The organism is Trueperaceae bacterium (assembly GCA_036381595.1).
Taxonomy (GTDB): Bacteria; Deinococcota; Deinococci; order Deinococcales; family Trueperaceae; genus DASVCN01.
In genome coordinates this window covers 12,879-35,441 of record DASVCN010000014.1, presented here as the reverse complement: position 1 = coordinate 35,441, position 22,563 = coordinate 12,879, and the positions used below count along the sequence as shown (strand labels likewise).

The following is a 22,563-nucleotide window of genomic DNA, read 5'->3' as shown; positions in this document are numbered from 1 at the left end:
CGTTACCAGCGTCAGTGGGAGCGCCCCACGGGCTCAGGCCCGAATTCCCTTCTCCTTGCCGCTCTTCGAACGCTTCTCCTCGCCTCGACCGCGCCCGGGGAGCGTCGGCAGGCTCAGCTCCCTGCCCTGGAGCCTCGCCTCGACCTCGCGAATCTGGTCGCGGATAGCGGCGGCCTTCTCGAAGTCGAGCGCTTCGGAAGCCTGCCACATCTCGTTCTCGAGGACCGCGAGTTGCTGCCGCAGATCGTCCTGGACCAGCTCCCGCTCCCAGGGTGCGAGCTTCACCTCCTCGGCCGGATCCTTCGACTCGCGGATTACCTCGTGCACCCGTTTGCGGATCGTCTCAGGGGTGATGCCGTGCTCTTCGTTGAAGGCGAGTTGCTTGCTCCGCCTCCGATCGGTCTCGTCGATCGCCGCCTGCATCGCCTCGGAGACGGCATCGGCATACAGGAACACTTCGCCGTTGACATTGCGGGCCGCGCGGCCGATCGTCTGGATGAGAGAGCGCTCGCTGCGCAGGAAGCCGGTCTTGTCGGCGTCGAGGATGGCCACCAGCGAGACCTCGGGCAGGTCGAGGCCTTCACGAAGCAGGTTGATGCCCACGAGGACGTCGAAGTGCCCAAGCCTCAGGTCGCGGATGATCACCTGGCGCTCCAGGGCGTCGATATCGGAGTGCATGTACCGCACGCGGATCCCCTGCTGTGCGAAGAACTCGGTGAGGTCCTCGGCCATCTTCTTTGTGAGGGTGGTGACCAGAACCCTTTCGCCGGCCTTCACCCGCCCCCGGATGGCGAAGATGAGGTCGTCGATCTGACCCTTGCTGGGCTTGACGGTAACGCTCGGGTCGACGAGGCCGGTAGGTCTGATCACCTGTTCGGCGACCTGGTCGGATAGCTTCAGCTCGAGGTCGGCCGGGGTGGCCGAGACGAAGACCACCTGACCGACCCGGTCGAAGAACTCGTCATCGGTGAGGGGTCGGTTGTCGAGCGCGGCGGGCAGGCGGAAGCCGTAGTCGACCAGCGTCTGCTTGCGGGCCCGGTCCCCGTTGTACATGCCGCGGATCTGCGGAAGCATCACGTGGGACTCGTCGGTGAAGGTGATGAAGTCGTCGGGGAAGTAGTCGAGCAGGGTGTTCGGGGGCTGTCCCGGGGTGCGGCCGTCGAGGTAGCGGGAGTAGTTCTCGATGCCGGAGCAGTATCCCAGGGTGCGGAGCATCTCGAGGTCGTAACGCACCCGTTCGTTGAGACGTTGCTTCTCCAGCAGCTTGCCCGTTCCTTCGAAGAAGGCGAGGCGGTCCTTCAGGTCGTGTTCGATCTGCTCGATCGCCGGCGCCAGCTGTTCGTAGGGGGTGACGTAGTGCTTGGCGGGGAACACGGTGACCGACTCCAGCTCCGTCAGCTCGCTGCCGGTGATCGGGTCCATCATCACCAGCCGGTCGATCTGGTCGCCCCACAGTTCGATGCGCAGCGGCTCCTCTTCGTAGGCGGTCCACACCTCGATCACGTCACCCTTGGCGCGGAACCGTCCGGGGGCGAGCTCGATGTCGTTCCGCTCGTACTGCTGGGTGACGAGGCGCTCGAGGATCTCGTCGCGGCCTATAGCCTTGCCGGTCTGCAGGATCATGTTGAGCTGCTGATAGGTGTCCGGCGAACCCAAGCCGTAGATCGCCGATACCGAGGCGACGACGATCACGTCCCGACGGGTGAGGAGACTGCGGGTGGTGGAGTGCCGCAGCCGCTCGAGCTCATCGTTGATGTTGGCGTCCTTCTCGATGAACAGATCGCGGGCCGGGACGTACGCCTCGGGCTGGTAGTAGTCGTAGTAGGAGATGAAGAACTCGACCGCGGCGGTGGGGAAGTACTCCCTGAACTCCGCAGCGAGTTGCGCGGTGAGGATCTTGTTCGGCGCCAGGATCAGTGCGGGCCGCTGCATCTTCTCGATGACTCGCGCCATCGTGTGCGTCTTCCCGGAACCGGTAACGCCCAGCAGGGTCTGATAGCGGAGCCCGTCGTCGAGGCCCTCGCAGATCTTCTCGATCGCCTGCGGCTGGTCTCCCTGCGGCTGGTAAGGCGCGTGAACCTCGAGTGGCATTCCCTCACTCTATGCCGCTCCGCGGCCCGGCCGCCTCATGAGCGGCTACAGTAGCCGGCCTGCGGAACGGCCGAAAACCTCGCTACACTGCAGGGCGGAGGGGCCCCGCCTCAGTACACTGGGAGCTGTGCTGGTCCGCAGCCGCGGACCGGAAGGGAGCGATCATGCCTGTACGTTCTGCGAAAGCGATCTGGCGCGGCGGCCTGCGAGAGGGCCAGGGAACCGCATCATTCGGAGGCTTCGAGGGCCGCTACTCCTTCCCGTCGCGATTCGAAGAGGGGGAGGGCACGAACCCGGAGGAGATGATCGGGGCTGCTTTCGCCGCCTGCTTCTCGATGGCCCTGTCAGGCAACCTGGAGAGAGCCGGTCACGCGCCCGAAGAGGTCCGCACTTCCGCGAAGGTTCACATCGAGAAAGGCGCCGAGGGCTTCGCCATCACCCGTATCGATCTGAACACCGAGGTCAGTGCGCCGGGGATCGACGAGAGCGCCTTCCAGGAGCAGGCGCAAGCGGCCAAGAAGGGGTGCCCGGTGTCGCGAGCGTTGGCGGTCCCCGACGTGAGGTTGGAAGCGAAACTGGTCTAGGCCCGAGCGACGGTTCAGCCACCTCTGATCGTCTCCACGTCGAACTGACGCTGGTAGAAATCGCGGTAGAGCCCGGGTTGTCCGAGCAGGGCCGCATGGGTTCCCTGCTGCACGATCCGCCCCCGGTCGAGAACGACGATCCTGTCGGCACGCAACACCGTCGAAAGCCGGTGGGCGATCACGAAGGTAGTGCGCCCGGCCATCAACCGTTCGAGCGCGGCCTGCACCAGGGCCTCCGACTCGCTGTCGAGTGACGAGGTCGCCTCGTCGAGGATCAGGATCCGCGGGTCCTTGAGCAGCGCCCTGGCGATGGCGATGCGCTGCCGTTGACCCCCGGACAGCTTGAGACCTCGTTCGCCCACGGTCGTCTCGAAGCCGTCCGGGAACTCCTCGATGAACTCGAGCGCGTTGGCCGCCGACGCCGCTCCCATCACCTCGTCGTCGCTGGCGCCGGGCCGGCCGTAGCGGATGTTCTCGCGGATGGTGCCGGAGAAGAGGTGGGTCTCCTGCGGCACCATCGCCAGCATCTCGCGGACCTCGCGCAGCTCCATCTCGCGCAGGTCGCGGCGGTCTATCGTGATTCGTCCGGCCAGCGGTTCGTAGAAGCGGGGCAGCAGCGACACGAGGGTACTCTTGCCGGCCCCCGAAGGGCCCACGAGGGCGATCACCTCGCCGGCTTCGGCCACCAGATCGATCCCTTCGAGCACCATCCCTTCGCCGCGCCCGGGGTACGTGAACGAAACGCCTTCGAAGGCGACGCGACCGCTGGCGGCAGGCTTCTGCCGCGCCGCCCGGCCCAGCTCCTCGCCCTCCTCGTCCAGCAGTTCGAAGATCCGGCGCGAGGCGCCGGCCGCCTCCTGGAGCTGACCGTAGAGGGTAGTGAAGGTTCCGACCGATCCGGCGACGAAGATAGTCAGGAGGAGGAACGCCACCAGGTCGCCGGGGGCGAGGTGGCCCACGACCACCTGGCGGCCGCCGTACCAGAGCACGAGAGCGATGCCGGCGAACAGCGCAAGGATTATCGAGGGCACGAACAGCGCCCGGGCCATCGCTCGTGCCCGGCCCAGCTGGAACGAGCCGTCCACCGACCTGCCGTACCGCTCCCGCTCGAGCTCCTCGGCGGTGAACGCCTTCACGACCCTGATACCCGCCAGCGCCTCCTCGGCATCGGCGTTTGCTTCGGCCACGCGGTCCTGGAAACGGGCGCTGATGCTACGCAACCGGCGACCGAAAACCGCGCCGGCGATTATCACCGGGGGGATGACCGCGAGCATCACGAGGGTGAGCCTGGCGTTAAGAACCAGCAGGAATACGGCTGCACCGAGGAGGGTGACCGCCTGGTTGACGAGTTGGGCCACGCCCTGCGACACCGCTGCCTGAACCGTGGCGACGTCGGCTGTGAGCCGCGAGGTGATCTCGCCCGTCTTGCGCGAGTCGAAGAAAGGGACCGGCAGGTCGAGCAGGTGACCGTACAGTTCCTTGCGCAGGTCGGCCACCACACCCTCGCCCACGAGTCCGAGCATGTAGACCCGCAGGAAGTTGAACACCGCCTGGAGGACGAACAGTCCCAGGAGCGTCAGGGCGATGAGATCGAGGTCGGCGGTTCGCTGGACGGCGCCCCTGGCGGCGAACGCGCTATTGAAGAGGTTGCGGGCCAGCAGCGGGAGGGCGAGCGTGAGCAGTCCGGCCACCGCCACGGCGACGATCCCCACGATCAACTGCGGTCGGTACGGGCCGGTAAGGGTGAAGAGCCGCCTCAGCTCTCCGACGTCCAACCGCTGTCGTTCACCGGCTGCCGGCACTGCAGGGCGAAGGCGGCTGGGACGAAACACACGACAGTCTACGACCCCAGGTTGCCGTGCCGTCGTTGCCCGCCAGCCGACGGAGGCGGGCTAGAATCCGGTTACCGGAAGGAGAATCGACGTGGCAGAACCGATCTGGCGGCCCAGCGAAGAGCGTGTCCGGCGGTCGTTCATGGACGGATTCAGGCGGAGGGCCTCCGAGCGCGCGGGCCGCGAACTCAGTGGCTACTTCGACCTTCACGAGTGGTCGGTCGCCTGCCCCGAAGAGTTCTGGATGATGCTGGCCCGGGAGGCAGTGACGTTCGATACGAACCCGGTACGGGCCGTGGGCGACGAGCCGATGCCACACACCCGCTGGTTCGAAGGAGGGACGCTCAACTACGCGAAGGCTCTCCTCTACCCGTCGGCCCTCGACGACGCGTCGCGAACCGCACTGCTGGCCCTTGCCGAGGACGGCTCCGAGAGGAGCGTGAGCTACGCAGAACTCAGGCAGGTCGTAGCCCGCACCCAGGCCGCCCTGAAGGAGGCGGGAGTCGGGGCCGGCGACCGGGTGGCCGCCTACGCGGCGAACGTGCCCGAGACGGTGGTGGTCCTGCTCGCCTGCGCCGGCTTGGGGGCTGTCTTCACGAGCTGCTCCCCGGACTTCGGTCTGGATGCGTCTCGGGCACGCTTCGGCCAGGTGCGGCCCAAGGCGCTCTTCGCGTCGCCCGCCTACCGGTACGGTGGGAAACGGTTCGACGTGAGCGGGGTGGTGCGGGACCTTGCCGCTTCGCTCGGCCTCGAACGCCCGGTGGTTCTGCCCTACCCCGGCGAGGAGACGGTTCCCGATGGGATGGTCGGCTGGGAGGAGTGGCTAGGCGCAGGAGGCGAGCCGCAGCTTGACCCGCTGCCGTTCGACCATCCGCTCTACGTCCTCTACTCTTCGGGCACCACCGGACTGCCCAAGGCGATCGTCCACAGAGCGGGCGGAGCGCTCCTGAGCCACTGGAAGGAGCACAGGCTGCACAGCGACATCCGCCAGGGCGACCGGGTCCTCTACTTCACCACCTGCGGCTGGATGATGTGGAACTGGCTGGTGTCCGTACTGGCCCAGGGCGCGACGGCAGTCCTCTACGAGGGCTCGCCGGGCTGGCCCGACCTGGACGTCCTCTGGCGACAAGCAGAGCGGCACCGTCTCACCTTCTTCGGCACCAGCGCCCGCTACCTCCACACCCTTCAGTCACGAGGCATCGATCCCGCCAGCCACGATCTCTCGCACCTCCGCACCGTGGCTTCCACTGGCTCGCCACTCTCTCCGTCGGGCTTCGAGTACGTCTACCGGAACGTCAAGGAAGACGTACACCTCGCCTCCATCTCGGGTGGAACCGACATCGTGAGCTGCTTCATGCTCGGGGTCCCGACGCTACCCGTCTACCCGGGGCAGATCCAGGCTACCGGCCTGGGCGTCGACCTGGCCGCCTTCGACGAGGAGGGCCAGCCGGTGGTGGGAGAGCCGGGCGAGCTAGTGTGCCGCCAACCGCTGCCCTCGATGCCGCTCCGCTTCTGGAACGACGAGGGTGGCGAGCGTTTCCGGAGCGCCTACTTCGAGCGCTACGAGGGGGTCTGGCACCACGGCGACCTCATCGAGGTGACGCCAGAGGGGGGCGTCGTGGTGTACGGGCGCAGCGACGCTACCCTCAACCCGGGCGGCGTGCGCATCGGCACTGCCGAGATCTACCGGCCGCTGGAGGCGGTGCCCGAGGTGGTTGAGGCGGCGGCGGTCGGCAAGCGCGTGGACGGCGACGAGTCGATCTGGCTGTTCGTGGTCCTAGGGTCCGGCGTGGAACTCGATGACGCCCTGGTCGAGAAGATCAGGCGGGAGATACGCGCTCGTTCCAGTCCCCGTCACGTTCCAAGGAGGGTGATCCCCGTCTCGCAGCTGCCTCGGACGCGTAGCGGCAAATCGATGGAGATCGCCGTGGCTAGGGTCGTGAACGGGCAGTCGGTGCCGAACCGTGAGGTGATAGCCAACCCGGAGGCGCTCGACGAGATCGAGCGGACGGTGGCGGAACTGTGAGGTGAGAAGGGCGCCCGGGCCCCTTCGACTCGGGCGACCGTAGGAGTCGGGGAGCTAGCCCTTCACGGCTCCGGCGGTGAGGCCGGCCACTATCCGCTGCTGGAACACCAGCACCAGGACGACCAGCGGGACCGTGACGATGAGGGCAGCGGCCATGATCTCGCCCACGGGTTCCTGACGTGCCACCCGTCCGCTCAGGTTCGCGATGGCAACCGGCACCGTCTGAGCGTCGGGGTCGGTGGCGGTGAAGGTGAGGGCGAACAGGTACTCGTTCCAGGCGTTTATGAAAGCCAGCAGCCCGGTGGTCACCAGCGCTGGAGCCGTCAGCGGCAGGAGCACCTGCCAGAAGGTCTGCATGAAGGTGGCGCCGTCGACCTGGGCAGCCTGCAGGAGCGAGCTGGGCAGGCCCTTGAAGAAGGCGGTGAGCACCCAGATCGTGAACGGCAGGGTGAACACCAGGTAGGAGAGCACGAGGCTCACCAGCGACGGCATGGAGAGGATGCGGATGACGGCGTAGAGGCCAGCGAGCACTGCCACCTGGGGGAACATCGTCATCGCCAGGATGGCGTAGAGGGATGGGCTGCGGCCGCGAAAACGCATCTTGCCCAGCGAGAAGCCTGCGAACGAGCCCACCAGCAGGCTTAGTACCGTTGCCGTGCTGGCGACTATGAGGCTGTTGAGGATACCCCTCAGGAAGCGCTCGTTGCTGAGCACCGCCATGAAGTTCTGCAGTGTGAGGTCGATCGGGAAGTAGGTCGCGGGCGTGCGGATGAGTTCGTTCTCCGTCTTCAGGGCCGAGATCGTCGCCCAGTAGAAGGGGAACATCAGGTAGACGAAGATGACTCCTATGAGCAGGTAGAAGCCTATCTGACCGATTATCCTGCGCTGCTTCCTAGTCACCGCTGTCCACCTTGAGAGCCCGGATGTAGATGATGGCGAAGATGAAGATAATCAGGAAGATCACCACCGAAGCGGCCGAGGAGAGGCCAACGTCGCGGTTCGCCACGAGGGTGTATTGCGCGAAGCTGGCCATCGAGAAGCGCCTCTCGCCGAAGACCACCTGGAAGAGGTCGAACACCCGCAACGCGTCCAGAGTGCGGAACACGAGGGCCACGGCGAGGGTAGGGGAGACCAGTGGCAGGGTGATCGTGAAGAAGCGCCGGATCGGGGATGCCCCGTCGACCTCGGCCGCCTCGTACAGTTCCTTGGGGATGACCGACAGCCCGGCGAGCAGGAGCAACGCCATGAAAGGCGTGGTCTTCCAGACGTCGATGGCGATGATCGAAGGCAGTTGAAGCGCCGGTTCGGTGAGGAAGCCGGTGTTCCCGTCCCCCCACCCCAGCCGGTCGAGCAGCGAGTTGAAGAAGCCGGAGCGGTTGGAGCGGAACATCCACTCCCAGATGCGGGCCGACACCACGGTGATGATCGCCCACGGCACCAGCATCGCCGTTCGCATCGCGTTCCTGCCGAAGAACTTAGCGGCGAGCGCGAGTGCGACTATCATGCCCAGGATCGTTTCCAGCGAGACCGTAACGACGGTGAAGATGACCGTGTCGATGACCGACCGCACGAACTCGGGCCGGACCGCTCCCAGTACGTAGCGGGTGCCGAACAGGTCGAAGGTGACCACTTCGTCGTAGGACATGCTGGTGTCGAGGCGGCGCAGGAAGAGGCGGGGGTGGTCGTACCGGCGGACGCCGTCGGCATCCACTTGGTAGGGCAGTTCACGCAGGGTGAAGCTGAGCAGCTCGCGGTAGTTCCTCATGCCGACGAAGTTCACTTCCTGCGAGCCGGCGGCTGCGAAGCGGGCGTCGGTGAAACTCGAGTAGAAGACCCGGCCCAGCGGGAAGAGCGCCACGGTCAGCAGCAGCAGTACCGAGGGGAGCAGCAGGAGCCACGCCATCCGCTCCTCGCGTGCCGCCAGCCGCAATCCCTTCCTGGCGCCGCGACTCGCAGGCGCCATGCCGATCCGACTCTGAGCCATTCACAACCTCCTGAGCGGCAGGGCGTCGCCCTACCAGTTGCGCCGGGCGAGACCTTGCCCGCCCGGCGCGAAGCTAGTCAGCGGATGGCAGCTACTCCGGCGTCCCAACCTCGAAGTCGGGATGGAGTTCCATCAGGTCGAGCTCCAGGATCGCCAGCGCCGTGCCGGCGTCTTCCTGGCCCGTCAGCACGTCGTGGACCGCCGTGAAGAAGATGCGCGATGTCTCGCCGTACTGCGGGGCGGTAACCGTGGAGGGCCGGGCCACCGCGTTCTGGAAAACGGGCAGCAGGTCGGCGAACCAGGCAACCTCGGAGTTGAGGAGTTCGGGGTCCTCGTATACGGCTTCGATGGTCGGCAGGTTGGAGACCTCGATCGCTCGACGCACCTGCTCTTCGTAGCTGGTGAGGTGCAGGGCGACGTCCGCGGCAACGGCAGGGTTGTCGCTGTAGGCGTTGACTGCGAGTTGCCAGCCGCCCAGTGTGGCCGCGGGGCTGCCGCCCTCGCCGGCGGGCAGCGGGGCCACGCCGAACTTGCCTCGGATCGGGCTGGCCTCGTCCTGGCCGGGTACGTAGGCGTACGGCCAGTTCCTCATGAAGGCCGCGTTTCCGGCCTGCCAGACTCCACGGGCATCCTCTTCGAGGAAGCCGGTTACGCCCTCGGGCGAGATGCTTCCCACCCAGCCGGCCGCCCGCTCGATGGCGGCTATGGCGCGCTCGTTGTTGATGGTTATGACGCCGTCGGGGCTGATGATCGTGCCGCCGCCGTGCGAGGCGACCCACTCGAGCGCATCGCAGGTGAGGCCCTCGTAGGCGTTGCCCTGCCAGACGAAACCCCAGAAGTCCTGGTTGCCGCCTTCGCGCTCACCCTCCTGGATGGTGCGGGCCATCTCCTCGAGCTCGTCCCAGGTAGAGGGCGGACCGTCGTAGCCGTACTCCTCGAGCAGGTCGCTGCGGTAGTAAAGGAGGCCGGCATCGGTGAAGAGCGGGATACCTACGAGTTCACCGTCTACCGTGTTGTTCTCGACGATCGCCGGGAAGTGGGCTTCGACCGCCTCTTCGAACCCCTCGTACTGGTAGAGGTCGACGAGGTGGGCGGCGAGGTCTCCGGGCCAGATGACGTCGATGTTCATCAGGTCGACTTCCGGCGACTGCGCCTCGAAATACTGGAGGTAGAGGCTGAGCCTGTCGGTCGTGCTCTCGGGCCCGGCAACGAACTCGATGGTCACGTTGTACTCGGTACCGTTGATGGTGTGCGGGTTGGCGTCCATGTACCGTTGGGCGCTCGCCGCGGCGAACTGTTGCGCGGGGGCGTTCGATCCACCCATCCAGGTGATCGTGACGTCCTGCTGCGCCACGGCCGCACCGCCCAGGACGAGCGCTGCTGCGAAGAACCATCGCTTCATCTTGCACCTCTCTCTTCCGTATTCCCCCCGGCTCAAAGCGACACGGGAGACCGTGCCAAATAGGCCCAAGAGTTCCGTTCCGGACGGAAGCGCTCCAGTCGTTTTGAGTGGTTCGACTATAGCAAGCGGCAGGAGCGTCTGCAACGGTCCTGCCGCGCTGCATGAAGAGGGAGGGCGCTAGTTCGCGGCTCCTCAGCCCTTGACGGATCCCGCCAATATGCCGCGTACGAAGTAGCGCTGAAGGGTGAAGAAGACCAGCAGCGGCAGCATCATCGAGATGAAGGCCGCTGCGGTGAGCACCTGCCAGCCTCCGCCCAGGGAGTTCGTCATGTTGGCGATGGTCACCGTCATCGGCGCCACGTTGGGCGCGCCTCCCAGGTAGATCAGCGCCACCAGGAGATCGTTCCACACCCACATGAACTGGAAGATCGCCAGCGAGGCGATGGCCGGCACCGAAAGGGGCAGAGCCAGGTAGAAGAATGCGGTGAACGGGGAGGCTCCGTCCAGGAACGCCGATTCGAGCATGTCTCTGGGCAGGGTGCCGAAGAAGTTGCGGAGCAGGTAGACCGCGAAAGGGAGTCCGTAGGCGGCGTGCGCCAGCCAGATGCCGGTGAAGGTTCCCGTGAGCCCCAGCTCGTTGTAGAGCCGCAATACCGGGATGAGGGTGGTCTGCAGGGGCACGACCAGCAGACCCACGACCGAGACGAACAGGATGTTCCGGCCGGGGAACCGCATCCAGGAGAAGGCGTAGGCGGCGAAGGCCGCGATCATGATGGGGATGACCGTAGCCGGGATGCTGATGAACAGGCTGTTGACGAAGCTCTGCCCCATCCCCCTGGCGGTCAGCGCTTCCCGGTAGAGATCGAGGGAGAAGTTCCAGGGGGGCACGAAAGCGGTCCACCAGCCGGTGGTGGTGACGAGGTTTGCCGGTCGGAAGGAGCTGACCAGCAGGCCGATCGTCGGCACCGACCAGACGAGCACCAGGAAGACGATTATGGCGTGCAGCGGAATGCGCCGAAGGAACCGGTTCGTTCGCGGCCGGGTACGGCTCTCGCTGCGCGGCATCGCCATCGCCTGGGTCGACTTCATCTCATCGCCTCCTGTTCTCGGAAGCGCCTGATGTTGAAGAACATTATCGGCACTATGGCGAGCAGCAGGATCACCGCGATCGCTCCCGCCCTGCCGAAGTGGTTGATGTTGAACATCTCCTCGTACATCCGGTTCGCGATGACGTCGGTCCCGAAGTTCCCGCTGGTCATCACGTAGACGATGTCGAACGCCTTGAGCGCGAAGATGATCATCGTCGTGGCCACGACCGCTATGGTCGAGCCCATCATCGGGATCGTCACCCGGGTCAAGGTCTGCCACTCGGTGGCGCCGTCCACCCTGGCCGCCTCGATGATCTCGGCAGGGATACCCTTGAGGCCGGCTGAGAGGATCACCAGGGCGAAACCCGTCCAGACCCAGACGCCGACGATTATCAGGAAGAAGTTGTTCCAGGGCTGGTTGAGGAGCCAGGCGACCGGATCGCCCCCCAGACTGGTTGTGATCGCGTTGAGGGTCCCCGTCTGCGGTCGGCCGGGAGGCTGGAAGTCGTACATGAGCTTCCAGATGACGCCGGCGGCCACGAAGGAGATCGCCATCGGCAGGAAGATGAGCGCTTTCGCGGCGGCCTCGTAAGGGACCTTGTCGAAGAGTATCGCGAAGAGCAGGCCGAACCCTACCGTGAAGGCGGTGAGGAAGACCAGCCACAGGGCGTTGTTACGCAGCGAGGTGATGAAGCTGTCGTCGGTGAAGATATGACGGTAGTTGGCCAGCCCGACGAACTCCGTCGAGTTGGCGTCGAGGAAGCTCAGATAGAGGGTGTTGAGGGTAGGGTAGACGAGATAACCGGTCAGCAGGAGGATCCCGGGGGCCACCCACAGCCACGGTCTGATGCCGTCACGGGTGCGGTCGGGCAGGAGCCCGACCAGCCTTTCGACGAGCCAGACGTAGGCGATTGTCGCCAGGGGAACCCCGACGACGACGATCAGCGCGAGTAACAGCCTGCTCTCGAACATGGCAAGTGGCCTGGCGGGGCGCGCGCCCCGCCAGGCTCCGCTCAGCTACTGAGCGTAGGCGTCCTGTTGGACGGAATCGAGGTTCTCGAGGATGCCGTCGAGGCCCGACGGGTTCTGGATGAACTCGAGGATCGCTTCCCAGAACGCGTTATTCATCGCTTCGGGCATGAGGTCGGATGCGTCGAACCGAACGACCTCGGCGCTGGTCAGCAACTCGGCTGTCTGCTGGCTGATCGGGTCCGGATAGAGTTCGAGCGGCACGGCCTGGTTGGGCGAGATGGCGCCGCCGTTCTCGACCCAGATCGCTTGGGCTTCGGGAGTGACGAGATAGTTGATGAGCGCACGCGCCTGAGGCGTGTCGTTGAACATGCCGAAGAGGTCGCCGGCCATCTCCACGCTCTGCGGGGCGTCCGCGGAGAACTTCGGGAAGGCGAAGAAGTTGTAGTCCTCCACGGGCTGCAGGTCCGGGAACGACTCCTGGAAGAAGGAGGTGATGAAGCTGGCCTGATGGAACATGTAGCAACCTACCGGGTCGGTGAAGAGGGGGTTGCCACCCTGTCCGAAGTTGGTGGTGAGGACCGTGGCGGGGCCGCCGTACACCATCTGCTGGTCTCCGACTATCTGGCCCCAGGTCTCCCACGCCGAGCGGATCTCGTCCGACGTCCAGGCGAGTTCGCCCTGGTACCAGGCGTCGTACGCCTCGGGTCCGGCCTGGCGCAAGACGATGTCCTCGATCCAGTCGGTACCGGGCCAGCCGCTCGCAGCGCCACTCTCGACCGCTACGCACCAGGGAGTGGTGCCTGTCTCCTCGGCGATCTGCTGGGAGAGCTGCATCATCTCGTCCCAGGTCTCCGGGTGCTCCCAGCCCTGTTCCTCCCACTGGTTCACGTTGTGCCAGATCAGGCCCTTCACCGCGGCCTTGATGAAGATGCCGCTGAGGGTGCCATCGACGCTGCCCAGCTCGGCCCACGTTTGAGCGTAGTTCTCGCCGAAAGTCTCCATGTCGAGCACGCTGCTCAGGTCCACCAGCTCACCTGCCCTGGCGAACTGCGCCATCTGCCCGGGTCCCGGCAGGCCGGCGAGGTCGGGCGGATTGCCGCCCTCGACCCGGGTGAAGAGCACCGCGTTGAGGTCACGGGTACCGGTGTACTCGACGTCGATCCCGGTAGCCTCTTCGAAGGGGGCGACCATCTCGAGGAACGACTCCTGCTCGCTGCCGCCCCAGACTCCCAGTACTGAAACCGTTCCGCCGATCTGCTCGCCCCCGGCCGCCTCCAGCGCCGCCTCCTGTGGGGTCCGTAGCTCCCCCTGGGCGAGCGCCAGCGACATCGTGAAGACCACCAGCATGAGCACGATTCGTTTCATCTCTATCCCCTCCTCTTCGATGGATGTCAAAACGGCCGCAACCCTACGTTCCCACCGCAGGAGGCGCCACCGCCGTCGAACAGCGACGGTTACCGGCCGATTGAGTAGACGAACTATAGCAGGGGCCGTCGGGGCCCGCAAGAAGCGGCGCCGTTGTGAGCGGCGTCTCTGAGGCTTAGGCGGTGTGCCGACCTAGCTAGCCGCCGACCCCACCATCCGCCCGAGCAGCTGCTGGAACTCGAGCTCCTGGAACGGTTTCGGCAGCATCAGCGCCTTGACCCTTCGGGCGCGCCCGGCTGCGCGACGTTCGGAACCGGCAGGGACCAGAGCCACGACCGGCAGGTGTGCCTTGGCGGGCAGGCGCCGCAGATCGCGGATGAAGTCCCAACCGTTGTTGCCGTGATCGTCGACGATCACCGCTCGCGGATGATGAGCCTCGAGGAACTCGAGAGCGGCCGACTGCTCCCACTCGATGTGGGGGAGGGCCCGGCTTCTGGCGAGCAAGAGCCTCAGGAGACGGCCGTGGGCGTTGGAGGGGGTGACGAGCAGGACCAGTGGCACTTCGATGTTGAACGGGCTGAGAGCGACCACCCGCTTCTGCTCGAGGTCCCTGAGCAGTCTGTAGGTCCGCCGTTCGGGCAGGTCGAGTTCGGCTGCTACCGAGATGGCGTTGCGGCGGCCGTCGACCGCCGTCAATACCTCCCACTCAGGAGCAGACATCTCCACCTTGGTCGGGTCGCCCACCTGCTGGTAGATGGCGCTCGGCTGCGCCGAGTCGGTTTCGGACCCGGACTGCTCCTGAGCCACCTGCATGAGCAGCATCATCGCGTCGAACCCCTTGACCTCGGGACCCTCCAGCGTTTCGTCGATCTGCTCGCCGAACGAGAAGCTGCCGGTCCTCCAGCTGAGGAGTTCGCTGAGCACCTCCAGGACCTGCCGCTCGAGTGCGTTCCGAAGGCCCTCCTCGTCGAGGTAGCCGGCCGCGACCGCGGCCCTTCCCAGCGGCAGAGACGACCTCTCCTTCTTCTGCTGGGAGAGTAGGGTGAGCATCTCGGAAACGGTCACCAGCTCCATCCTCACCAGGATCTCGGCGAGGTGCACGCCGGGCGTGAGGTGGGCGTACGTGATACGCCCGGCGTCGAACAGCACCCGGGCGTGGCGCCGACCGCGGATCAGGCTCAGGGTTCCGCTCTTCTGTGAGGTCGCCACCACCTGGAAGACGTCGGTGAGGGGGAGGTTGCGGAGGCTTCCTTCGATCATGCAGTGCCGTTCATTCAGTGCCGTTCATGTCGTGCCGTTCATGCCGCCCGTTCATGCCGTGCCGTTCACGAGTACGGTTCATCGGGCGAGGCTCAGGAAGGTTCGAGAGGGAAGAGGCCGCCCCTGGCGGGGGTGGGCAGCCCGAGGTGACGGTAGGCGCGATCGGTGGCGACCCGGCCCCGCGGAGTGCGTTGGACCAGGCCACGCTGGATGAGATACGGCTCGTGCACCTCCTCGAGGGTATTGCGGTCCTCTCCCACCGCCGTGGCCAGCGTGTCCAGGCCAACCGGTCCTCCCGCGAACTTCTCGATCATGCTGGCGAGGATGGCGCGGTCTCGGCGGTCCAGGCCGATCGAGTCGATGCCCAACTCGTCGAGGGTCGCCCGTGTCCGCTCCAACGCGACCATCTCGTCGCCGGCTACTTCCGCGTAATCCCGTACCCGCCGCAAGAGCCGTTTGGCGATGCGCATGGTGCCCCGTGAGCGCCGGCCGATCTCCAGCGCGGCCTCGTCGCTGAGCCGGAAGCCGAGGAGCCGGGCATCTCGGGCCGCTCCCAGCGCCAGCTCCTGGTCGCTGTAGTATTCGAGGTGCTCGAGGATACCGAAGCGACTGCGCATCGGACCGGTTATCAGGCCCGGCCTGGTCGTCGCCCCCACCAGGGTGAAGCGGGGCAGGTCGAGGCGGATGGTGCGAGCGGCCGGTCCCTGGCCCAGCACGATGTCGATCTTGTAGTCCTCCATCGCCGGGTAGAGGTGTTCCTCGGCTACTCGCCCCAGCCTGTGGATCTCGTCGATGAAGAGGACATCGCCATCCTCCAGTGCGTTGGTGAGGATGGCCGCCAGGTCCCCCGGCTTCTCGATGGCCGGCCCCGAGGTGACACGGATGCCCACGCCCATCTCGGCCGCGATGATGTGGGCCAGGGTCGTCTTCCCCAATCCGGGGGGACCGTAGAGGAGCACGTGATCGAGGGGTTCGCCGCGACTCCGCGCGGCCTCCAGGTAGACGGCCAGCTTCGCCTTCAGCTTCTCCTGCCCAACGTATTCGTCGAGTCTAGTTGGCCTGAGGGCGCCGTCCTCCACGGCTCCAAGGTATCACGGGCTTCCGCCGACCCGGAGTGGGGTTTCTAGCCCGCCGGCCGACGATCGGCAACTGCCGGGCGGGGTTCGGCGAGCTCATCGGATCCGGAGTCCGCGCCCGGCTCCGGCAGCAGTTCGTGGCCGCTCACCACCCGATACGATCCGTCAAAAGCGAGCTGCACCCGTCCGCTGGGCAGTTGGTAGACGACCCCCTCCTCTTCCACCCGTTCGCGTGTCGCTCCCGAGGCCATCAGCGGAGCCTTCACCTCGTAGAGGAAGCGGCGCTGCTCCTCTTCGGGCAGGTGGCGCAGGTGGATTCGGTAGAGCCTCGACTTGCGGAGCCCCACCTGGAGCCACTTCCCGCTGAGCCACCGAGCCGCGACGTAGACCGCCTGGATGCAGGTGCCGGCGAAGAGCGCCCACCAGACGCCGTTTACCCCCATGCCCAGCTGCAGGGCGAGAAAGTATGCGAGCGGTACGACGACGAGCCACCTTCCCACGATCGTCGCGACGAGGGGCGGTCGGGTGTCCCCGGCTCCCCGGAGGCCGCCGTTGACGACCATGGCCACAGCCAGGATCGGCTGTGAGAGGGCGTTGATGCGCAGGTAAGCGGTTCCGGCCGCGATGACGGTGGGGTGGGCGCTGGGGTCGAACAGGCGCACGAGGGGGGTCGCGAAGATCCACAGCAGCAGCCCGAGGGTTCCCATCAGGAGGGCGCCCAGCGCGACGGCGGCGTTGCCGCGTTCACGCGCCTCCTCCACCTGCCAGGCGCCGAGCGAGCGGCCCACCAGGCTGGTCGCGGCGACGCTCACCGCGAGCCCGGGCATGAAGGCGAGCGACTCCACCTGCAGGCCGATCGCCAGAGCCGACGCCCCGTAGGTCCCGGCGGCAGTCGAGGTGACGATCCTCAGCACCATGATCTGAGCCGCGTTGCGGGCGATGCCCTGCGCGCCGGAAGGAACCCCGATGGAGAGGATCTGGCGGAACATGTCGGTGTTGGGGAGGTAGCTGCCCGGCAGGATACGCACGGCGTTGCGGCCCGAGTAGAAGAGGGAGATGCCGGCAACCACGGCGAACGCCCGGGCGAGTACGGTTCCGAAGGCAGCTCCGCTCACGCCGAGGGCCGGGAGGGGGCCCGGGCCGAACATCAGGACCGAGCTGAAGAGCACGTTCAACACGTTCATCCCACCCGAGATGTAGAGCGGTGTGACGGTGTCTCCGGCTCCCTGCATGAGCGAGTTGATGGTGAAGTTCAGGGTCAGGAAGATGGTGCCGGCGAAGAGGATCTGCAGATAGTCGGTGCCCAGCTCAACTGCGCGCGGATCGCCGCCCGAGTTGAGGAAGCGGAGGATCGGTTCGGCGCCGAAGAAGCCGATAGCGCTCAGGAGCACCGACAGCAGTACGGCCAGCGAGAGCGACTGGCGGGTGACCAGGCTCAGTTCTTCGTCGTCGCCGGCTCCGCGAGCCTGCGCCGCCAGTGCCATGCAGCCGGCTGTGATGGCCATGATCCCCACCAGCACGAGCATCCGGACGCTGGTGCCCATCCCCACCGCCGCGATCTCGATCGGACCGAGTCGGCCCGCCAGGAACACGTCGGCGACGTTGACCAGGCTCTGCAGCATGTTGGCGATGATGACGGGCAGCGCCAGCTGCCAGACCTGACCGAACACCCTTCTCGTCCTGGGAGGCAAGGATCGCACCGGAGCACTCTACCGCCGGCCCAGGGAGCGGAAGGACGGCCTGGCCACATCCCCCGCGAACCTTCTGCCGCAAGCCGTCCATCGGGTAAGCTTCACCTTCGTGATCCCTTCGTGAGTGAGCGCGCCAACACCGCCAGACTCCTCATCTCGTGTCCCGACCGGCGTGGCATCGTCGCCGCCGTCTCGCAGTTCCTCTACACCCACGGCGCCAACGTGCTCGACTCGTCGCAGCACTCGACCGACCCGAAGGGCGGCACCTTCTTCATGCGCATGGTCTTCCACCTCGAGAGGCTCGACCTCGGTCGCAGTCAACTCGAGAAGGCGTTCGATGAGGTCGTCGCCAAGCCGTTCGAGATGGAGTGGCGCATCTCCTACGCCGACCAGCGGAAGCGGATGGCGGTGCTGGTGAGCCAGTACGAGCACTGCCTGCTGGAACTGCTCTGGCGCCAGCGAAGCGGTGAGTTCGAGGTCGACATCCCGCTCGTCATCTCCAATCACGAGCTGCTTCGCGGCACAGTCGAGTCGTTCGGCATCCCCTTCCACCACCTGCCGGTGAGCAAGGAGACGAAGGCTAAGCAGGAGGCGGCGATGCTGGAACTGCTCGACGGACAGGTCGACTACATCGTCCTCGCTCGCTACATGCAGATCCTTTCGCCCGGTTTCGTGCAGCGTTGGCGCGAGCGCATCATCAACATCCACCACTCGTTCCTGCCGGCGTTCGTGGGCGCGAACCCATATCGCAACGCCTATCAGCGGGGGGTGAAGCTGATCGGTGCGACCGCGCACTACGTCACCGACGAACTCGACGAGGGCCCGATCATCGAACAGGACGTGCACCGCGTCTCGCATCGAGAGTCGGTGAGCGACTTGGCCAGGGTGGGCCGGGAGATCGAGAGGACCGTGCTCGCCCGAGCCGTCGCTGCTCATATAGAGGACCGCATCCTGGTGTTCGGCAACAAGACGGTGGTCTTCGAGTAGGTGTGGTCTTGGAGCAGGGCCGCCTCGACGCACCCGCCTTTCGGGCTAGGCTGACTCGGGCGGGGGAGGGAAACGAGAGGGAAGTCACGACATGGAACATCACACGGTACGCATCGGGAAGCTCGAGCGGAAGCTGCAGATCGTCGACGTGGGCGGCGTTTCCGTCGCTCTCCTCAACCTCCTCGGTGACACCGAACTGACCGAAGAGGCGGCCGCGGAACTGGCCAGGTGCATGCCGGAGGGCATAGAGACGCTGGTGACTCCCGAAGTGAAGGCGGTACCGCTCGCCCACGCCCTCAGCCGTATCACCGGCATCCCCTACGTGGTGGCGCGCAAGACGGAGAAGCCGTACATGGTGGGCGCGGTCAAACGGACTGTCCTGTCTATCACCACGGGAAAGCCTCAGGACCTGGTCATAGACGGCAGCGACATCCCCAGGATCGAGGGGAAGCGGGTGGCGATAGTGGACGATGTCGTCAGCACAGGCGGCACGCTGGAGGGCCTGCGGGAGCTGCTGCTGGAGATCGGCGGCCAGGTGGTGGCCACGCTGGTCGTGTTCACCGAAGGAGACGAACGTGACGACGTCGTGGCGCTCGGACACTTGCCGCTGTTCCCGGCACGAGGCTGAGTTGCGTGTCGGCTTCGCCGGCTCGCGAGCGGTCGAGCGCCCGAGGTAGGTGGCAGGCATGACGGAGCCCGGTCGTTTCGAAGATCGCCGGTTCTCCGGTGACGAACTCCCCCCAGGCGAGCTGGCTGGCGCTAGGTTCAGCGACTGCATGTTCGCGGATTGCGACCTGTCAGGGGTCTCGCTGCGCGGCAGCCACTTCAGCGAGTGCGCGTTCGAACGGTGCGAACTCTCGACCATCGACCTGACCGACGCGCTGCTTCACTCGGTTACCTTCGACGGCTGCAGGCTCACCGGTGTCGACTTCGGCGCCCTGCGTAGAGACGCCATCGGCATGGTCGCTTCGTTCGACAACTGCGAACTCTCCCTCGCCGCCTTCATCGACTGCGACCTGCGCGCCTGCTCGTTCCGCTCCTGCCGGCTCTCCGAGGCGGAGTTCCGGGGTTGCGACCTGAGGAAGGTCGATCTGGGAGGCAGCGACTTCGTCGGCGCCAGGTTCGTCGACAACGACATGAGGGAGTGCGACCTGCGGGGCGCCCGGAACTACTCGCTGTCGCCTTACGAGAACAAACTCCTGGGGATGCGGGTCGACCTGCCCGAGGCGCTCGGCCTCGTCACCGCGCTGGGCGTGCGCATCTCCGGCTGAGACCCGCGCCCGGGCGATGACGGGACGTGTCCTCGAGGCCGCCCCGATCCTTCTGAGCCGCCGTGCCAACGGGTCGAGGCGCGAGGGGTCGTGACGCCCGACAGCGGGGTCCGCATGAAGGGGCCGAGGACGAGCTGGTAGCAAGCCCAGAGAGAGGGTGCAGAACGGCATTTTCGCCGGATCCGGAATCCGCCTTCGCCCGTGGTAACCTGCGGGCGTAGGGCCCTCGGGCCCCTCCGGTGACCGGTTCAGCGCGTGGAGGCGATGGGTCGTGGCGAGTGACGCCAAAGAGCAGATTCGACAGCGACTCGACATCGCCGAGGTGATCGGCGAGGTGGTCGCGCTGAAGCCGGCCGGCCGCGGCCAGCTCAAGGGGCTCTGCCCCTTCCACAGCGAGAAGACGCCGTCGTTCCACGTTCACCGCGATCGCGGGTTCTTCTACTGCTTCGGCTGTCAGGAGAAGGGGGACGTCTTCGATTTCGTGATGAAGACGCGGGGGATGTCGTTCGCCGAGGTGCTCCAGACGCTCGGCCAGAGGGTCGGCGTGGAAGTCTCCCCGCCCGGCGCCCGCGACCGCAGGCGCAACGACCTGTACGACGTCAACGAACTCGCCCTCGGCTACTTCACGTCGAAGCTGGCGTCGGAGGAGGGGGCCGTCGCCAGGAGGTACCTGCTAGAGAGGGGCCTGGAGGACGAGACGATAACCAAGTTCGGTCTCGGCTTCGCCCCCGATGGCTGGGACGGCCTGTTGCGTCACGGGTTGGGCAAGGGTCTGCGTGACGACGACCTGCTCGCCGCCGGACTCCTCTCGGAGAACGAGAGCGGGCGTCGCTACGACCGCTTCCGCAATCGGGTGATCTTCCCGATCCGCGATCCCCTGGGTCGTGTCGTCGGGTTCGCCGGAAGGGTCCTCGACGACTCTCTGCCCAAGTACCTGAACACCCCCGAGACCGATATCTTCCACAAGGGGGAACTGCTGTACGCGCTCGATCTGGCACGGAACTCCATCCGGCAGAGGAACGAGTGCATCGTGGTGGAGGGGTACATGGACGTCATCGCTCTCCACCAGGCCGGGGTCGAGCATGTCGTCGCCGCGCTGGGAGCGACCCTCACCGCGCAACAGGCCGACCACCTGAGCCGGCTCGACGTCCAGCGGCTCTACCTCGCGTTCGACGCCGATTCGGCCGGCCAGCGCGCCGTGCTGTCGGGGTTGGAACAGGCGGTGGGCCGGCAGTTCCTCGTCCGGGCGGTGCAGGTGCCCTTCGGCAAGGATCCGGCCGATGCGGTCATGAGCGGTCACCTGCAGGAGTTCCTGGCAGCCCTGGACGAGGGGCTTTCGGAGGTCGAGTTCCGCTTCAACAGCGTCATCGAGAAGCACGATGCGAAGAGCGTGGCGGGACAGAAGGCGATCCTCAACGAGCTGCTTCCTGCCTTGCGGCCCCGCTCGGTGTTCGACCCGGTGGCCAGCGAGATGCGCCGGCTGGTCATCGACCGCCTGGGCATGGATGGGCGGGCACTCGACGCCTGGCTGGGCTCCGTGCGCGGAGGGAGCAGACTCGACGACACGCAGGTCAAGGGCATGAAGCGGCGCGGCGGAACCGCGAGCCAGACGGTCGTCATCGAGCTCGAGATCATCGCCCTGCTGTTGCTGGAGCCGGAGCGGTTGCGTAGCCGGCTCGAACGGGTCGAGATGGCGCTGCCGCCCGCACCCGACTCGCTCCTGCGTGAGTTCGCCGAGCTTTGCCGGGAGTGTGACTTCGACGATCGCCAGGTGCTGCTCCACTATCGGGAACGGGACGAAGGGGGCGTCGTCTGGTCACGGCTCTTCGGAGAGGCGGCGGGCGACACCGAGGGGCGGATAGACGTGGACGGTCACATCGAGAAGTCCCTATCGCGACTGCGCGAGCTCTACCTGGACAGCGAGAAGTCGAGCCAGCAGACTAGGCTGCTCGCCCGCATGGAGGAGATCCAGGCGCTGCTGGCCGACGCGACCCTGCCAGCCGAGCGGCTCGAGCGGTTGTACGCCGAACTGAAGGAGATCGCCGCCAAGCAGGTTGCCCGCGAAGCGGAGCGGCGCCTGCGGGTCCCGGCCGGGTACCTGCGGCGGAGGCGGAACTGAGGCGAGTCAGTACAGCTCGAGGAAAGCGTCGACCGCCTCAGCGAAAAGTTGCCGGTCGCCTTCCGGTTGTCGATACCAGAAGCGCAGGAAAGGGAGCATGTGATGGCTGGCGGTGGCGATCTCCCGCAGGAGCATCCGTGCCATAGGACCAGCCTCTTCCAGGTAACCGGACTCGCTGAATCGGCGGACGGTGGAGTCGACGTCGTACGGAACGGGCGGTGCTCGAAGCGCCAGGCGCCCTCTCTGCGTTCCAGCAGCAGGAACTGGGCGAGGACCTGGCCGTCGAGCGGCATCCCTACGGAGCCGGCCGTGACGAGTTTCAGGTCACCGAGCGTACGCAGATTGGCTATGTGGTTGTGACCACGTACGGCCAGGGTGAGCCCGTTGTTCGCGAAGAGCGCCTCTACCTCGGCAGCGGGAGTGTAGGGGCGGACGTTGGTGTCGTCGGCTCGTGGGGAGGCGTGCACCACCAGCAGGTCCGGGTGGTCACCGGGGCGGTAGCAGAGAGGCAGGGATCTCATCTCCTCCAGCTCGCCGGAACCGAACTGACGCGCCGCCCACCTGACCGGCCCGAACCTCTCCGTTCGCCACGCCGGATCCTCCCGAGGCGTGCCCAGGTCGAACAGGTACCGCTCGTGATTGCCACGCAACAGCGGGTAGCCGAGCGAGCGGATCAGGTCCCAGCAGACCTTCGAGTCGGGCGCCCCGTTGACGAGGTCGCCGGCCACCACCACCTCGTCGACCTCCTCGTGGGATAGATGCTCGAGCACCGCTTCGAGCGCGGCGAGGTTGCCATGGATGTCGGAGAGGACGGC

19 protein-coding genes are annotated in these 22,563 nt (G+C 66.2%); 7 read left to right on the top strand and 12 right to left on the bottom strand.

From position 1 onward, the window contains the following. Positions 1 to 33: 33 nt before the first annotated feature. On the bottom strand, positions 34 to 2,091 hold the full coding sequence (gene uvrB, locus VF168_03805) for an excinuclease ABC subunit UvrB (GenBank protein ID HEX7003291.1): 2,058 nt from the start codon (positions 2,089 to 2,091) through the stop codon (positions 34 to 36). A gap of 164 nt (positions 2,092 to 2,255) precedes the next feature. Between uvrB and VF168_03800 the strand changes: the two genes are divergently transcribed. Beyond that, complete coding sequence (locus VF168_03800; GenBank protein ID HEX7003290.1) at positions 2,256 to 2,675, top strand: OsmC family peroxiredoxin; 420 nt, start codon at positions 2,256 to 2,258, stop codon at positions 2,673 to 2,675. A gap of 14 nt (positions 2,676 to 2,689) precedes the next feature. On the opposite strand, the gene VF168_03795 is transcribed toward VF168_03800, so the two are convergent. Continuing rightward, positions 2,690 to 4,507 (bottom strand): ABC transporter transmembrane domain-containing protein, encoded by a 1,818-nt coding sequence (locus VF168_03795; GenBank protein HEX7003289.1) that lies wholly within the window; start codon positions 4,505 to 4,507, stop codon positions 2,690 to 2,692. A 91-nt stretch (positions 4,508 to 4,598) separates the two neighbouring features. On the opposite strand from VF168_03795, the gene VF168_03790 reads away from it, so the two are divergent. Further along, positions 4,599 to 6,533, top strand: coding sequence for an acetoacetate--CoA ligase (locus tag VF168_03790; GenBank protein HEX7003288.1), 1,935 nt, complete (start codon positions 4,599 to 4,601; stop codon positions 6,531 to 6,533). Positions 6,534 to 6,587: 54 nt separating this feature from the next. Here the strand turns inward: VF168_03790 and VF168_03785 are convergent, their stop codons facing one another. The 9 genes from VF168_03785 to VF168_03745 all read right to left on the bottom strand — a co-directional run bounded on the left by VF168_03785 (position 6,588) and on the right by VF168_03745 (position 17,380). Further along, the gene (locus VF168_03785; protein ID HEX7003287.1) at positions 6,588 to 7,433 is read right to left on the bottom strand and encodes a carbohydrate ABC transporter permease; all 846 of its coding nucleotides are present in this window, start codon (positions 7,431 to 7,433) and stop codon (positions 6,588 to 6,590) included. Then, entirely contained in the window at positions 7,426 to 8,517 is a 1,092-nt protein-coding gene (locus VF168_03780) for a sugar ABC transporter permease (GenBank protein ID HEX7003286.1), read from the bottom strand. Before VF168_03780 ends, VF168_03785 begins: the two co-directional genes overlap by 8 nt. Positions 8,518 to 8,608: 91 nt before the next feature. Next, positions 8,609 to 9,919 carry an ABC transporter substrate-binding protein gene (locus tag VF168_03775; GenBank protein HEX7003285.1) on the bottom strand — a complete coding sequence of 437 codons (1,311 nt, stop codon included), beginning with the start codon at positions 9,917 to 9,919 and terminating at the stop codon, positions 8,609 to 8,611. 192 nt (positions 9,920 to 10,111) lie between these two features. After that, on the bottom strand, positions 10,112 to 11,008 hold the full coding sequence (locus tag VF168_03770; GenBank protein HEX7003284.1) for a carbohydrate ABC transporter permease: 897 nt from the start codon (positions 11,006 to 11,008) through the stop codon (positions 10,112 to 10,114). After that, positions 11,005 to 11,979 carry a sugar ABC transporter permease gene (locus VF168_03765; GenBank protein ID HEX7003283.1) on the bottom strand — a complete coding sequence of 325 codons (975 nt, stop codon included), beginning with the start codon at positions 11,977 to 11,979 and terminating at the stop codon, positions 11,005 to 11,007. The genes VF168_03770 and VF168_03765 overlap by 4 nt, the downstream gene beginning before the upstream one ends. A gap of 45 nt (positions 11,980 to 12,024) precedes the next feature. Then, complete coding sequence (locus tag VF168_03760) at positions 12,025 to 13,344, bottom strand: ABC transporter substrate-binding protein (protein ID HEX7003282.1); 1,320 nt, start codon at positions 13,342 to 13,344, stop codon at positions 12,025 to 12,027. Between the two features lie 192 nt (positions 13,345 to 13,536). Further along, a complete protein-coding gene (locus VF168_03755) occupies positions 13,537 to 14,604 on the bottom strand; it encodes a response regulator (protein HEX7003281.1) in 1,068 nt (355 codons plus the stop codon). Between the two features lie 92 nt (positions 14,605 to 14,696). Continuing rightward, complete coding sequence (gene ruvB / locus VF168_03750) at positions 14,697 to 15,683, bottom strand: Holliday junction branch migration DNA helicase RuvB (GenBank protein HEX7003280.1); 987 nt, start codon at positions 15,681 to 15,683, stop codon at positions 14,697 to 14,699. 44 nt (positions 15,684 to 15,727) lie between these two features. Further along, positions 15,728 to 17,380 carry an MATE family efflux transporter gene (locus VF168_03745; GenBank protein ID HEX7003279.1) on the bottom strand — a complete coding sequence of 551 codons (1,653 nt, stop codon included), beginning with the start codon at positions 17,378 to 17,380 and terminating at the stop codon, positions 15,728 to 15,730. A gap of 111 nt (positions 17,381 to 17,491) precedes the next feature. Here VF168_03745 and purU point away from each other — a divergent pair, with 111 nt between their 5' ends. The 4 genes from purU (at position 17,492) to dnaG (ending at position 21,748) form a co-directional block, all read left to right on the top strand. Beyond that, positions 17,492 to 18,358: a formyltetrahydrofolate deformylase gene (gene purU / locus VF168_03740; GenBank protein HEX7003278.1), complete on the top strand. Its 867-nt coding sequence runs from the start codon at positions 17,492 to 17,494 to the stop codon at positions 18,356 to 18,358. 91 nt (positions 18,359 to 18,449) lie between these two features. Continuing rightward, the gene (locus VF168_03735; GenBank protein ID HEX7003277.1) at positions 18,450 to 18,986 is read left to right on the top strand and encodes a phosphoribosyltransferase family protein; all 537 of its coding nucleotides are present in this window, start codon (positions 18,450 to 18,452) and stop codon (positions 18,984 to 18,986) included. 58 nt (positions 18,987 to 19,044) lie between these two features. After that, positions 19,045 to 19,629: a pentapeptide repeat-containing protein gene (locus tag VF168_03730; protein HEX7003276.1), complete on the top strand. Its 585-nt coding sequence runs from the start codon at positions 19,045 to 19,047 to the stop codon at positions 19,627 to 19,629. A gap of 271 nt (positions 19,630 to 19,900) precedes the next feature. Continuing rightward, positions 19,901 to 21,748: a DNA primase gene (gene dnaG / locus VF168_03725; GenBank protein HEX7003275.1), complete on the top strand. Its 1,848-nt coding sequence runs from the start codon at positions 19,901 to 19,903 to the stop codon at positions 21,746 to 21,748. A 6-nt stretch (positions 21,749 to 21,754) separates the two neighbouring features. On the opposite strand, the gene VF168_03720 is transcribed toward dnaG, so the two are convergent. Next, positions 21,755 to 21,892, bottom strand: coding sequence for a hypothetical protein (locus VF168_03720; protein HEX7003274.1), 138 nt, complete (start codon positions 21,890 to 21,892; stop codon positions 21,755 to 21,757). Positions 21,893 to 21,966: 74 nt separating this feature from the next. On the opposite strand from VF168_03720, the gene VF168_03715 reads away from it, so the two are divergent. Continuing rightward, positions 21,967 to 22,506 (top strand): hypothetical protein, encoded by a 540-nt coding sequence (locus tag VF168_03715; protein ID HEX7003273.1) that lies wholly within the window; start codon positions 21,967 to 21,969, stop codon positions 22,504 to 22,506. Positions 22,507 to 22,563: the final 57 nt, after the last annotated feature.